A 12,613-nucleotide genomic window follows, 5' to 3' on the forward strand; every position below is an offset into this window, starting at 1 on the left:
GCGGGCTGAATCCCCTTCTCTGCGCTTCATCTGCTGCACCCGGCCCCGTTTTTTGCCATAATGCGCGCTGCCCTTTTCCTGCAACGAGATCCTGATGTCTGAATCGAATTCCCCTAATGCACTCAATCAACGTTTCCGTGGCTTCTATCCGGTGGTCATCGACGTGGAAACCGCCGGTTTCAACGCACAAACCGATGCGTTACTGGAAATTGCCGCTATCACGCTGAAAATGGATGAAGAGGGATGGATTCAGACAGACCAGACGCTGCATTTTAACGTCGAACCTTTTGTCGGCTCGCTGCTGCACCCTGAAGCGCTGGCCTTTACCGGTATCGATCCCGCTAATCCGCTGCGCGGTGCCGTCAGTGAATATGAAGCGCTGCACGCCATTTTTAAAATGGTGCGCAAGGGGATCAAGGACAGCGGCTGCAATCGCGCCATCATGGTGGCGCACAACGCCACGTTTGACCTGAACTTTATGTCTGCGGCGGCTGAACGTGCCAGCCTGAAACGCAACCCGTTCCACCCCTTTGCGACCTTTGACACGGCAGCCCTGAGTGGGCTGGTGCTGGGTCAGACCGTGCTGGCGAAGGCGTGTATCGCTGCGGGAATGGAGTTTGACAGCAGTCAGGCACACTCGGCGCTGTATGATACGCAGCAGACCGCAACGCTGTTCTGTGAGCTGGTGAATCGCTGGAAGCGGTTAGGTGGCTGGCCCCTGCCCTTTGCCGAAGGCGATGCAGACACCAGCGCCTCCGTCTGAGGAATGCCACAACGAAAAAGGCCGACATTGCGTCGGCCTTTTTTTATTCTGCTTCTTTAAATTTTTCTGCGGTCTCTTTAATCAGCGACTGCAGTTCACCACGCTGTAACATCTCAACGATGATGTCGCATCCACCGACCAGTTCACCGTCTACCCACAGCTGCGGGAAAGTTGGCCAGTTGGCGTACTTTGGCAGCTCTGCACGAATGTCCGGGTTCTGCAGAATATCCACGTAAGCAAAACGCTCACCGCAGGCTGACAGTGCCTGCACCGCCTGTGCAGAGAAGCCGCAGCTTGGCAGCTTCGGAGAACCTTTCATGTACAGCAGGATCGGGTTTTCTGCGATCTGGCGCTGAATTTTTTCTACAGTACTCATAATTGCCTTCCTTAATTCGTCACTTCGTGTTTGTTTATTGTAGCGACTTCGCAGCGTGACTGAAAACGAGATTTTGATCGCCGCCTGCTGAAATCGCCATCCTGGTTAAGTCATGACAGGCACAGCGTGAATTCCTGATTATTAACAGCCGGTAACAGATTAATAATTCGTAATAATTTCGTTGATATAAGACGCTGAAAATGTTCATTTTCAGCACAATCGCGTGGGTTGCAAAGATTAACAATAAAAGGCATTACAGTTTTTAAAAGAACTGGACTAGAATGGCTTCGGCGCTGATCCTGGATCAGATTAATCTCAACTTTGTCGCGGTGCGTAGTGGCCCTGACAACTTAACTACTTAATGGACTATGCGTTTAATCATTACGCTTTTTATGCTGGCCTTTGCGCAACTGTTCTTCAACATCGCCGCCGCGTCTCCGCACGCTCCGGTGAACGTCAGTACGCATAAAGCAGAGAAAAAGAGTGCGCGCGAGGATGAGCGCCGCAAACGTCGCGTGGTGAAAACCACGACAAAAAAAACCCGTCTCAGCCCGGTTCAGAAGCTCAAAACGAAAAAACAGAAAAAAGTTGAACTGACCGCTAAACAGACACCTGCCAAAAAAACCTCGCCTAAGACCGCCCGACTCAGCACCAAAGAGAAAAAACGCTACGGCCACCAGCGCCTGCTGAAAAACGCGGATGCCAGCGAGACCGGCACCATTAAAATGAGCAAATCTCACCGTCAGCGCTACCAGAAAGCGCGTGAAACAGCGATGACCAAGCTCATGGGCCAGCTGGGCAAACCTTATCAGTGGGGCGGCACCTCCCCCCACACCGGCTTCGACTGCAGCGGACTGGTCTGGTACGCCTATAAAGATCTGGTGAAGTTTAAAATTCCGCGCACCGCTAACGAGATGTATCACCTGCGTGACGCTGCCCCTATCAAACGTGAGTCACTGGAAAAAGGCGATCTGGTCTTCTTCCGCATTAATGGCCGCGGAACCGCGGATCACGTCGGGGTTTACCTGGGTGACGGCAAGTTTATTCAGTCACCGCGTACCGGCAAAGATATTCAGATCAGTGCGTTAGGGGAAGATTACTGGCAGCGTCACTACATAGGTGCGCGTCGTGTAATGACGCCGAAAACCATTCGCTGAGCTGATGTAGCGTCAGAAAAAAGCCGGGAGAAGTCCCGGCTTTTTTATCAGTGCAGTACAGCGGTAAAACTTAAGGCCACAATCATCAGCAGGCAGCCGACAGTGGTCATTAACGCCAGTTTAAGATCGGTACTCATGGGTTGCTCCTTAACCACGTAATCATTGTGGTTATTCTATTTTCCCACAGCCGTGGGTAAAAATCTCGTTTTATCCGTTCAGCCTTGTTAGAATCCCGCCCTTGTTGCGCAACGCGCGCAGCCCTGATTCCGTTTGCGCACTTTTTCAGGCATTTATTCTCCGTCGGCCGCCGGTTTAATGCGCCATAACACGGCATTTTTGCGGAAAATACCCTGAGCAGACGCAAACGTTTAACACTACGCTTATCATACAGTTAGATAAGTCCTGGAGTCCGATTTTCATGGCAACAATTAAAGATGTGGCAAAACGCGCTGGCGTCTCCACGACCACGGTTTCGCACGTCATCAATAAAACCCGCTTCGTGGCTGAAGAGACGCGCGATGCGGTCTGGCAGGCGATCAAGGAACTGCACTACTCGCCGAGCGCCGTGGCGCGCAGCCTGAAGGTGAATCACACCCGGACGCTGGGGCTGCTGGCCACCTCCAGCGAAGCGCCCTATTTCGCTGAGATTATCGAAGCGGTCGAGAATCACTGTTTTGACAAAGGCTATACGCTGATTCTGGGGAATGCGCATAACGATCTGCAAAAACAGCGCGCCTACCTCAGCATGATGGCGCAGAAGCGCGTCGATGGCCTGCTGGTCATGTGCTCTGAATACCCGGACGACCTGCTGCAGATGCTGGAAGAGAACCGCAATATCCCGATGGTGGTGATGGACTGGGGCGAGTCGCGCGCCGACTTCACCGATACGGTGCTGGATAACGCCTTCCAGGGTGGCTATCTGGCGGGACGCTATCTGATTGAGCGCGGCCACCGCGACATCGGCGCCATCCCCGGTCAGATGGAGCGTAACACCGGGGGCGGACGCCATGCCGGTTTCCTTAAGGCGCTGGAAGAGGCGGGCATTCAGCCGCGCGCCGAGTGGATTGTGCAGGGTGACTTTGAGCCGGAGTCGGGCTATCAGGCGATGCAGCAGATCCTGTCGCAGAAGCAGCGCCCGACGGCGGTGTTCTGCGGTGGCGACATCATGGCGATGGGGGCGATTTGCGCCGCTGACGAGATGGGTCTGCGCGTTCCGCAGGACATTTCGGTGATCGGTTATGACAATGTGCGCAACGCGCGCTATTTTGCGCCTGCACTGACCACCGTCCATCAGCCCAAGGCTCAGCTGGGTGAGAAGGCGCTGGATATGCTGCTTGATCGCATCACCAGCAAGCGCGAAGTGTCACAGACGATTGAAGTCCACCCTACGCTGATTGAACGCCGTTCAGTTGCGGATGGTCCGTTCCGCGACTATCGCCGTTAATCCTCGCTTAACCACTCCTGATTAAGCGTTTGCGCATCACCCAGATAGCTGAGTAACCAGCCTGTTGCCGGTGATGCGCGATCCTCTGCCCAGCTGACACAGCAGGGGCTGTCCGGAAACGCCTGCGGCAGCGTCAGTTCCACCAGCGCGCCGCTGTCGAGCAGTGGCCGGGCCAGATGGCCCGGCACCATCGCCACGCACAATCCCGCCTGCACACACTCCAGCCCGGTTTGCCATTCCGGCACCACCAGCCTGCGCTGATTGTCCAGCGTCCACGTCATGCGCCGCGGCAGCGCCCGTGACGTATCCTCCAGCACCAGCGACGGCCAGTGACGCAGCGTGTCATCATCAATCCGGGTCGCCTGCGTCAGAGGATGGTCGGGTGCAACCACGCAGCGCCAGTTGAGCTTCCCCATATCCCGGAACGCAAACCGTCCGCCAACCGGTATCGCCTGGGTCGCGCCAATCGCGACATCGACCCGGCCATCGGCCAGGGCATCCCAGACCCCGTTGAAGACCTCATAGCTGATGTGCAGTTCCATGTCCGGGAAGTGGCGATAAAAATCGTTAACCAGCTGCCGGGTACGCTGCGGTTTGGCGATGCGGTCAACGGCAATGCTTAGCTGTCCGCGCCAGCCGTTAGCCAGCTGCTGACACTGCTGCCGGGTTGCGAGCATTTTTTTGATGACGCTGCGCCCTTCCCTGACAAAATGCTCTCCCGCCGGGGTCAGTACCACTTCACGGTGCTGACGCTCAAACAGCGGCACCGCCAGCCAGGTTTCCAGCTGGCGAACCGTATAGCTGATGGCAGACGGCACCCGATGTAACTCCTGCGCGGCGGCGCTGAAACTGCCCCCGCGTGCAACCGCGTCAACCACTTCCAGTGCATACTCTGACCACATAATCTGCCTTCAAAAATTTTAACAGCAACCGGCAAATATTAACGTTTCACAGCCGCAAACGCACCTTTTACACTCTGCCGCGTTTACCCTGCAAAATGAGAATCTGATGTTGTCGAATAAAGGATTTATGCCCTACCTCGCTCTGCTCAGCATGCTGGGCTTTTTAGCCACCGATATGTACCTGCCCGCCTTTGGCGCGATGCAGGAGACGTTCCGCACCTCGCCCGGCCTGATCAGCGCCAGCATGAGTCTGTTTCTGGCCGGCTTCGCCTGTGGTCAGCTCTTCTGGGGCCCGCTCTCCGATCGCATCGGCCGTAAACCCGTGCTGCTGGCCGGGCTGGCACTGTTCGCCGCTGGCTGTGCGGGTATGCTGTGGGTGAATGATATCTTTCTGATGCTGGCGCTGCGCTTCATTCAGGCGATTGGTGTCTGTGCTGCCGCCGTAAGCTGGCAGGCGCTGGTCATCGACCGCTATCCGGCGGCGCGCGCCAGCAAAGTGTTCGCCACGATCATGCCGCTGGTGGCCCTCTCACCGGCGCTGGCACCGCTGCTCGGGGCATGGCTGATCGGCCATTTCCACTGGCGTTCGATTTTCCTGGTGCTGACCCTGATTGCGGTGGCGCTGATTCTGGTCACGCTGCGTCTGCCCGCGGTGAAACCCGCTCCGCAGGAGAAAGGGGCACAGCCGGGCTTCTTCACGCTGCTTAAATCCCGCGTCTACAGCGGTAACGTACTGATCTACTCCGCCTGCTCCGCCAGCTTTTTTGCCTGGCTGACCGGCTCACCCTTTATTCTGGCGGGCCTGGGCCTTTCCCCCGCCGACATTGGCCTGAGCTATCTGCCACAGACGCTCGCCTTTTTAATCGGTGGCTTCGGCTGTCGCGCCCTGCTCAACCGCTTTAACGGCGCGCAGCTGCTGCCCTGGCTGCTGGGGGTCTACAGCCTGAGCATTCTGGCACTGTTTGCGGTCGCGCTTTCGGGTCAGGGAACGCTGCTCAGCCTCATGGTGCCGTTCTGCGGAATGGCGCTGGCTAACGGAGCGATCTATCCGATTGTGGTCTCCAGTGCGCTGATGCCCTTCCCGCACGCTACCGGCAAAGCCGCCGCGTTGCAGAATACGCTGCAGTTAGGCCTCTGCTTCCTCGCCAGCCTGGCGGTGTCGGCGGGATTAACTCAGGCACTGCTGACCACCACGCTGATTATGACAGTGACGATTCTGCTCGCCCTGATCGGGTACGTCATGCAGCGCGCCGCAAGCGCACAAACTGTTGTTGCCACTGCGCAACCTGCCTGCCAGGATAATCATTAAGACGCTAACTTTTTAGTTAGCGCCCTAACAATAAGTCATTGAATATTGACCCGCGTGAGAATATACTCATCCGGGTCAACAAATCTGTAATAAATCAACAATATAATAACGTAATAATCTGATTGGCACGCTGTTGCCGGGACGGTATTCGCACGCGTTATTCCCTCTTACCGGCCCTGCTTCAGCCTGTTCCAGTCCTCTGTATCTTACAGATAATCGGTTTGCGGAATCCTCCGTGACGTTTCTCAATGCCTGACGAATTGGCTATTCTTTGTTCAGGTTCAGATTGGACAGGTGGTGGAAAAGCTATGAGTTCATCTTACGCAGAAGCAGTGACTCCTGAAGATAATCATTGGTATCGCATCGTTCACGAACTGCTGGAAAAAGCGGACATCGAAATAAATGGCTCACGTCCATGGGATATCCGCATTCATCATCCCGGTTTTTTTAAGCGTGTTCTGCAGGAGGGATCGCTGGGGCTGGGCGAAAGCTATATGGAGGGGTGGTGGGACTGCGACCGTCTGGATATGTTCTTCCACCAGGTGCTTAAACATAAACTGGATCAGCAGCTCCCGCACCATTTCAAAGATACCCTGCGCATCGCCGCCGCCCGCTTAACCAACCTGCAGTCCCGCAAGCGGGCCTGGATCGTGGGCAAAGAGCACTACGATCTCGGCAACGATCTTTTTTCACTGATGCTTGACCCTTACATGCAGTACTCCTGTGGCTACTGGAAAGAGGCCACGACGCTGGCGTCGGCGCAGGAAGCCAAGCTGGATATGATTTGTCGTAAATTAGCGCTGGAACCCGGGATGTCGCTACTGGATATCGGCTGCGGCTGGGGCGGACTGGCGGAATTTGCCGCACGTCATTATGGCGTCAGCGTGCATGGCGTGACCATCTCCGCCGAGCAGCAGAAGCTGGCGCAGCAGCGCTGTGAAGGGCTGGATGTGACGATTCTGCTGCAGGACTATCGCGATCTGAACGAGCAGTTTGACCGCGTGGTGTCGGTCGGTATGTTTGAGCATGTCGGGCCTAAAAACTACGCGACCTATTTCGACGTGGTCGATCGTAATCTTAAGCCTGACGGGATTTTCCTGCTTCACACCATCGGCGCGATTAAAACCGATATGCGGGTTGACCCCTGGATCGATAAGTATATTTTCCCCAACGGCTGCCTGCCTTCGGTGCGTCAGGTGGCCGATGCCAGCGAGCCCCATTTTATTCTGGAAGACTGGCACAACTTTGGCGCAGATTACGACAGGACGCTGATGGCTTGGCATGAACGCTTTTTGCAGGCCTGGCCTCAGCTGGCTGAGAGTTATGGCGATCGCTTTAAACGTATGTTCGCCTACTATCTCAACGCCTGTGCCGGTGCGTTCCGCGCACGCGACATTCAGCTGTGGCAGATCGTCTTCAGTCGTGGCGTAGAGGGGGGACTGCGCGTGGCGCGGTAGAGGAGCCGGTTGCGCCGCAAGGCCTGCCGAAGTCAGACCCGCGTTAACCGCAACGGAGAAGCTAAAGGCGCAGGGAACAGGGTCAGAAGAGGAAAGCGTCACGCGCCAGGGAGGGCGCGTGTCGAGCGTGTCAGGGATGACGGCTTTTGCGTCTTTCCGATCTGACCCTGTTTCCTGCGCAGGTGCAATCTCACAGCGAATCGGGTCAGCGGTTCAACAGGCGCTGTCGCGCCTGATATTAACTCTCTGCGGCAGGTTGCCCGGTCAGCGCACTCATGGCTGCCGCAGCATCACGCTGGGCGAGCACGCGCTCCACGGTCTCGACGATGGCCTGAGTGTGTGGATCGATCTCAATATTGACCCGCTGTCCAAAGGTCTTCGCCCCCAGCGTGGTGCGTTCCAGGGTTTCCGGGATCAGATAGACGCAGAACTTCGTTCTGGTCACATCCCCGACCGTCAGGCTGATGCCGTCGATACCGACGAACCCTTTATGCAGAATATATTTCATCTGCGCCGGGTCCTGGATTTTAAACCAGACTTCGCGGTTATGTTCTGACTGGATAATTTTGCAGATCTCAGCGGTGGTCATAATGTGGCCCGACATCAGATGCCCGCCGATTTCATCGCTGAATTTTGCTGCCCGCTCGATATTGACCACGTCGCCCTCACGCAAATCGCCGAGGTTCGTCACCCGCAGCGTCTCTTTGATCAGGTCAAAGCTGACACGATCGCCGTCGATTGCCGTCACGGTTAAGCAGCAGCCGTTATGCGCGACGGATGCGCCCAGCGCCAGACCCGGCAGGAGTTCTTCCGGCAGCCGGACAGTATGGGTACGAAACAGCTCTTTCTCTTCGATGGACACGATCTCTGCCATGCCCTGCACAATTCCGGTAAACATAATCTTTGCCTCTGAAAATCCGACGTTTGTGCCAGTTTACCACAGCTCAGGCCCGCTGTTAGATTTCAGCCCCTGTCACGGCGTTGAGTCAGTGCAAACCGCATTGTGTGACAAAGATTGGCGAATGGGGTTACGCCAGTTACACTAACTCACGAAATTCCCCGGGCTTTTTGCCCCTTTTCTTTCCTATAACTCGTCAGGTGTTAACGTGCAGAAGTATTTAACAGAAGCGCGTCAATTGCTGGCCCTTGCGATTCCGGTCATCCTTGCTCAGGTGGCCCAGACCGCAATGGGATTTGTGGATACCATTATGGCCGGCGCCGTCAGCGCCACGGATATGGCCGCCGTTGCTGTCGGCACCTCTGTCTGGCTTCCGGCCATCCTCTTTGGTCATGGTCTTCTGCTTGCATTGACGCCCACCGTTGCGCAACTCAACGGTTCAGGTCGCCGCGAACGCATCGGTGAACAGATTCGCCAGGCGTACTGGCTCGCCTTTTTTGTCTCCCTGCTGATTATGGTGCTGCTGTGGCACGCGGGTTACCTCATCCGCGCAATGCACGATATCGATCCCCGGCTGGCCCTGAAGGCAGAAGGCTATCTGCATGCCCTGCTGTTCGGCGCCCCTGGCTATCTCTTCTTCCAGGTGCTGCGCAACCAGTGTGAAGGATTGTCGAAAACCAAGCCGGGTATGGTGCTGGGCTTTCTCGGCCTGATGTTTAACATCCCGCTCAACTATATCTTTATTTATGGTCACTTCGGGATGCCGGCACTGGGCGGGGTGGGTTGTGGTGTGGCAACCGCTTCGGTCTACTGGGTAATGTTTATCTGCATGCGCTTCTGGGTGCGCCGGATGGGATCGATGCGTGATATCCGCATGGAGAGCCGCTGGTCGCCGCCTTCGCGTGTCATTCTCACCCGCCTGATGGCGCTGGGATTGCCGGTGGCGCTGGCGCTCTTTTTTGAGGTCACCCTGTTTGCCGTGGTGGCGCTGCTGGTGTCGCCGCTGGGCATCGTCAATGTCGCCGGCCACCAGATCGCGCTGAATTTCAGTTCACTGATGTTCGTGTTACCGCTGTCGCTGGGTGTCGCGACCACCATCCGCGTCGGCTACCGCCTGGGTCAGGGCTCCACCGAGCAGGCCCGGGTCGCCGCGTGGACGGCGCAGGGTGTCGGCATCAGCATGGCGGCGCTGACCGCGATTTTTACCGTCACGTTCCGTCACCAGATCGCCCTGCTCTACAACGACAATCCTGAGGTGGTGACGCTGGCCGCACAGCTGATGCTGCTGGCGGCGATTTATCAGTTCTCCGATTCGATTCAGGTGATTGGCAGCGGCATTCTGCGCGGCTATAAAGATACGCGATCCATTTTCTTCATCACCTTTATTGCCTACTGGCTGCTCGGTCTGCCTGCCGGGTATCTGCTGGCACTGACCGACTGGCTGGTGCCGCGTATGGGACCTGCAGGCTTCTGGTGCGGTTTCATTATCGGCCTCACTTCGGCGGCGGTGATGATGATCTGGCGCATCAGACGCTTACAGCGTTCACCGGCGGCCAATATCCTCGCCCGCGCGGCGCGATAATCCACAAAAGCGGGCCATTTATGGCCCGCAGCGCCGAAAAAAACGACGGTTAGCACAGTTGCTGCGCAGTCACAGTGAAAAAACGATTTTCCCCTTGCCAGCCTCACACGCTGCCGTTAATATTCGTCCCCGCTGTCGCCCTGACAGCATGTTGCGCTCTTAGCTCAGTTGGTTAGAGCACCACCTTGACATGGTGGGGGTCGATGGTTCGAGTCCATTAGAGCGCACCAAGTGCGTCCGTAGCTCAGTTGGTTAGAGCACCACCTTGACATGGTGGGGGTCGGTGGTTCGAGTCCACTCGGACGCACCAATATTCAGTATGCGCTCTTAGCTCAGTTGGTTAGAGCACCACCTTGACATGGTGGGGGTCGATGGTTCGAGTCCATTAGAGCGCACCACTTTCAGAATTCCTTCAGCTTGCGCAACTCCCTTTATATTGATCTGCATCGCGTCCCCCTTCTGCTTTTTGATTGGTTTTCGCATACTTAGCGTCTATACTGTCCCCCGTTGTTTACTTGAAAGGTTTCAGCGATCACGTGCTTACTGCGATAACTCAAATGATTTGCGCAACAACAGCGAGGTGGTTACCAACCGTAGCCGCACAACTTCCCTGCACGCCTGGCCTTCGTCACCTATTCTTATTCAGTACTGCCCTTTTCAGTTTCAGTCTCAAATCAGAAATTTCACTTCGATGCGCTGCCATCGGATTCCGCCCTTATTCATCCATCACAACTTACAGATAATCCGTCATGAAAAAGACTAAAATCGTTTGTACTATCGGCCCGAAAACCGAATCCGAAGAGATGCTGACTCAGCTGCTTGAAGCAGGCATGAATGTTATGCGTCTGAACTTTTCTCACGGCGACTACGCTGAGCACGGCCAGCGCATTACCAATATGCGCGCCGTGATGCAGAAAACCGGTCGTCAGGCCGCTATCCTGCTGGACACCAAAGGCCCGGAAATCCGCACCATGAAACTGGAAGGCGGTAACGACGCGGCGCTGAAAGCGGGCCAGACCTTTACGTTCACCACCGATCAGAGCGTGATCGGCAACAGCGAGCGCGTTGCCGTCACCTACCCGGGCTTCACGGCTGACCTGAAGATCGGCAACACCGTGCTGGTCGATGATGGCCTGATTGGCATGGAAGTGACCGAAGTCACCGAAAACACCGTAGTCTGTAAAGTACTGAACAACGGCGACCTGGGTGAGAACAAAGGCGTTAACCTGCCAGGCGTCTCAATCCAGCTGCCTGCGCTGGCTGAAAAAGACAAACGCGATCTGATTTTTGGCTGTGAGCAGGGTGTGGACTTTGTCGCGGCTTCGTTCATCCGTAAGCGTTCAGACGTGCTGGAGATTCGTGAGCACCTGAAACAGCACGGCGGTGAGCACATCCAGATCATCTCCAAAATCGAAAACCAGGAAGGCCTGAACAACTTCGACGAAATTCTCGAAGCGTCAGACGGCATCATGGTTGCGCGTGGCGACCTGGGTGTTGAGATCCCGGTTGAAGAAGTGATCTTCGCGCAGAAGATGATGATCAAGAAATGTAATAAAGCGCGCAAAGTGGTCATCACGGCGACCCAGATGCTCGACTCCATGATCAAAAACCCACGCCCTACCCGCGCAGAAGCCGGCGACGTGGCGAACGCCATCCTGGATGGCACCGATGCGGTCATGCTGTCAGGTGAGAGCGCCAAAGGTCGCTATCCGCTGGAGTCGGTCACCATCATGGCGACCATCTGTGAGCGTACCGACCGCGTGATGAAATCGCGCATCGACAGCCAGAACGATACCCGTAAGCTGCGTATCACCGAAGCCGTCTGCCGCGGTGCGGTTGAGACCGCTGAGAAGCTGGAAGCGCCACTGATTGTGGTGGCGACCGAAGGCGGCAAATCGGCTAAAGCGGTGCGTAAATACTTCCCGAACGCCACCATCCTGGCCCTGACCACCAATCAGACCACTGCACGCCAGCTGATCCTGAGTAAGGGCATTGAGACACGCCTGGTGTCTGAGATCGCGTCGACCGATGATTTCTATCGTCTGGGTAAAGAAGCGGCGCTGGAAAGCGGCTACGCTCAGAAAGGGGATGTCGTAGTGCTGGTTTCCGGTGCATTAGTACCAAGCGGAACTACCAACACCGCGTCCGTACACGTCCTGTAAAACCTGCGTCAGCGGTTATTTAGAAGCGCCTTTAAGAGGCGCTTTTTTTATTTCCTCTTAAACCAAATACCAGAAAATTCCAATCGAAAATAACTATTCAAATACTCTTAATATTAAGGTTAATCCGATTAAATCTCTCTGTTTTCGCTAAATTTTTTTATCATATTCTGGGATTCGCTGCTTCTTTGAGCGAACGATCAAATTTAAGCATCTTCTCATCAAAAATTTATTCTCAACTTAAAAAGCTTTGTGTAATACTTGTATTGCTACATGGAGATTAACTCAATCTAGAGGGTATAAATAATGAATCGTACTAAACTGGTACTGGGCGCGGTAGTTCTGGCTTCAACTCTGCTGGCTGGTTGCTCAAGCAACGCTAAAATCGACCAGCTGTCTTCAGACGTTCAGACTCTGAACGCGAAAGTTGACCAGCTGAGCAACGACGTGAACGCAGTGCGTTCAGACGTTCAGGCTGCTAAAGATGACGCAGCACGCGCTAACCAGCGTCTGGACAACCAGGCTCACTCTTACCGTAAGTAAGAGTTCTGGTTTAAAAATGGCGC

12 protein-coding genes and 3 tRNA genes are annotated in these 12,613 nt (G+C 55.4%); 11 read left to right on the top strand and 4 right to left on the bottom strand.

Annotation, left to right across the window (positions count from 1 at the left end; all coding sequences use genetic code 11):
• The first annotated feature begins 94 nt into the window (after positions 1-94).
• Positions 95-763: a ribonuclease T gene (gene rnt, locus S7A_RS10670; protein WP_009090480.1), complete on the top strand. Its 669-nt coding sequence runs from the start codon at positions 95-97 to the stop codon at positions 761-763.
• Positions 764-806: 43 nt separating this feature from the next.
• Here rnt and S7A_RS10675 read toward each other — a convergent pair whose 3' ends face one another.
• Complete coding sequence (locus S7A_RS10675; RefSeq protein ID WP_179291196.1) at positions 807-1,142, bottom strand: Grx4 family monothiol glutaredoxin; 336 nt, start codon at positions 1,140-1,142, stop codon at positions 807-809.
• Between the two features lie 365 nt (positions 1,143-1,507).
• Between S7A_RS10675 and S7A_RS10680 the strand changes: the two genes are divergently transcribed.
• Positions 1,508-2,296, top strand: a complete 789-nt coding sequence (locus tag S7A_RS10680; protein ID WP_009090483.1) for a C40 family peptidase — start codon at positions 1,508-1,510, stop codon at positions 2,294-2,296.
• A 47-nt stretch (positions 2,297-2,343) separates the two neighbouring features.
• Here S7A_RS10680 and S7A_RS21255 read toward each other — a convergent pair whose 3' ends face one another.
• Positions 2,344-2,433 (bottom strand): YnhF family membrane protein, encoded by a 90-nt coding sequence (locus tag S7A_RS21255; RefSeq protein WP_009090484.1) that lies wholly within the window; start codon positions 2,431-2,433, stop codon positions 2,344-2,346.
• 281 nt (positions 2,434-2,714) lie between these two features.
• On the opposite strand from S7A_RS21255, the gene purR reads away from it, so the two are divergent.
• Positions 2,715-3,740: an HTH-type transcriptional repressor PurR gene (purR, locus tag S7A_RS10685; RefSeq protein WP_009090485.1), complete on the top strand. Its 1,026-nt coding sequence runs from the start codon at positions 2,715-2,717 to the stop codon at positions 3,738-3,740.
• Here the strand turns inward: purR and punR are convergent.
• Entirely contained in the window at positions 3,737-4,642 is a 906-nt protein-coding gene (punR, locus tag S7A_RS10690; protein ID WP_009090486.1) for a DNA-binding transcriptional activator PunR, read from the bottom strand. The two genes, purR and punR, sit on opposite strands and share 4 nt — an antisense overlap.
• Positions 4,643-4,748: 106 nt before the next feature.
• Between punR and punC the strand changes: the two genes are divergently transcribed.
• Together punC and cfa are read left to right on the top strand one after the other, a co-directional pair.
• A complete protein-coding gene (gene punC / locus S7A_RS10695; RefSeq protein ID WP_033736272.1) occupies positions 4,749-5,951 on the top strand; it encodes a purine nucleoside transporter PunC in 1,203 nt (400 codons plus the stop codon).
• A gap of 308 nt (positions 5,952-6,259) precedes the next feature.
• Entirely contained in the window at positions 6,260-7,408 is a 1,149-nt protein-coding gene (gene cfa, locus S7A_RS10700; protein WP_009090488.1) for a cyclopropane fatty acyl phospholipid synthase, read from the top strand.
• Positions 7,409-7,646: 238 nt separating this feature from the next.
• Here cfa and S7A_RS10705 read toward each other — a convergent pair whose 3' ends face one another.
• On the bottom strand, positions 7,647-8,306 hold the full coding sequence (locus tag S7A_RS10705; protein ID WP_009090489.1) for a riboflavin synthase: 660 nt from the start codon (positions 8,304-8,306) through the stop codon (positions 7,647-7,649).
• 208 nt (positions 8,307-8,514) lie between these two features.
• Between S7A_RS10705 and S7A_RS10710 the strand changes: the two genes are divergently transcribed.
• The 6 genes from S7A_RS10710 to S7A_RS10735 all read left to right on the top strand — a co-directional run bounded on the left by S7A_RS10710 (position 8,515) and on the right by S7A_RS10735 (position 12,590).
• Positions 8,515-9,888: an MATE family efflux transporter gene (locus S7A_RS10710; protein WP_009090490.1), complete on the top strand. Its 1,374-nt coding sequence runs from the start codon at positions 8,515-8,517 to the stop codon at positions 9,886-9,888.
• A 153-nt stretch (positions 9,889-10,041) separates the two neighbouring features.
• Positions 10,042-10,118 (top strand) — tRNA-Val (locus tag S7A_RS10715).
• Positions 10,119-10,121: 3 nt separating this feature from the next.
• Positions 10,122-10,198 (top strand) — tRNA-Val (locus tag S7A_RS10720).
• An 11-nt stretch (positions 10,199-10,209) separates the two neighbouring features.
• Positions 10,210-10,286, top strand: a tRNA-Val gene (locus S7A_RS10725).
• Positions 10,287-10,637: 351 nt separating this feature from the next.
• Positions 10,638-12,050 carry a pyruvate kinase PykF gene (gene pykF, locus S7A_RS10730; protein WP_009090491.1) on the top strand — a complete coding sequence of 471 codons (1,413 nt, stop codon included), beginning with the start codon at positions 10,638-10,640 and terminating at the stop codon, positions 12,048-12,050.
• Between the two features lie 303 nt (positions 12,051-12,353).
• Positions 12,354-12,590 (top strand): major outer membrane lipoprotein, encoded by a 237-nt coding sequence (locus tag S7A_RS10735; protein WP_009090492.1) that lies wholly within the window; start codon positions 12,354-12,356, stop codon positions 12,588-12,590.
• The last annotated feature ends 23 nt before the right edge of the window (positions 12,591-12,613 follow it).

The organism is Pantoea sp. Sc1 (assembly GCF_000255315.1).
Taxonomy (GTDB): domain Bacteria; phylum Pseudomonadota; class Gammaproteobacteria; order Enterobacterales; family Enterobacteriaceae; genus Pantoea; species Pantoea anthophila.

Bases quoted from the DNA above. Each gene is read 5' to 3' on its own strand.
- S7A_RS10680 (WP_009090483.1), top strand. From the start codon at position 1,508: ATGCGTTTAATCATTACGCTTTTTATGCTGGCCTTTGCGCAACTGTTC.
- S7A_RS10705 (WP_009090489.1), bottom strand. From the start codon at position 8,306: ATGTTTACCGGAATTGTGCAGGGCATGGCAGAGATCGTGTCCATCGAA.
- purR (WP_009090485.1), top strand. From the start codon at position 2,715: ATGGCAACAATTAAAGATGTGGCAAAACGCGCTGGCGTCTCCACGACC.
- cfa (WP_009090488.1), top strand. From the start codon at position 6,260: ATGAGTTCATCTTACGCAGAAGCAGTGACTCCTGAAGATAATCATTGG.
- rnt (WP_009090480.1), top strand. From the start codon at position 95: ATGTCTGAATCGAATTCCCCTAATGCACTCAATCAACGTTTCCGTGGC.
- punC (WP_033736272.1), top strand. From the start codon at position 4,749: ATGTTGTCGAATAAAGGATTTATGCCCTACCTCGCTCTGCTCAGCATG.
- S7A_RS10735 (WP_009090492.1), top strand. From the start codon at position 12,354: ATGAATCGTACTAAACTGGTACTGGGCGCGGTAGTTCTGGCTTCAACT.
- S7A_RS21255 (WP_009090484.1), bottom strand. From the start codon at position 2,433: ATGAGTACCGATCTTAAACTGGCGTTAATGACCACTGTCGGCTGCCTG.
- pykF (WP_009090491.1), top strand. From the start codon at position 10,638: ATGAAAAAGACTAAAATCGTTTGTACTATCGGCCCGAAAACCGAATCC.
- punR (WP_009090486.1), bottom strand. From the start codon at position 4,642: ATGTGGTCAGAGTATGCACTGGAAGTGGTTGACGCGGTTGCACGCGGG.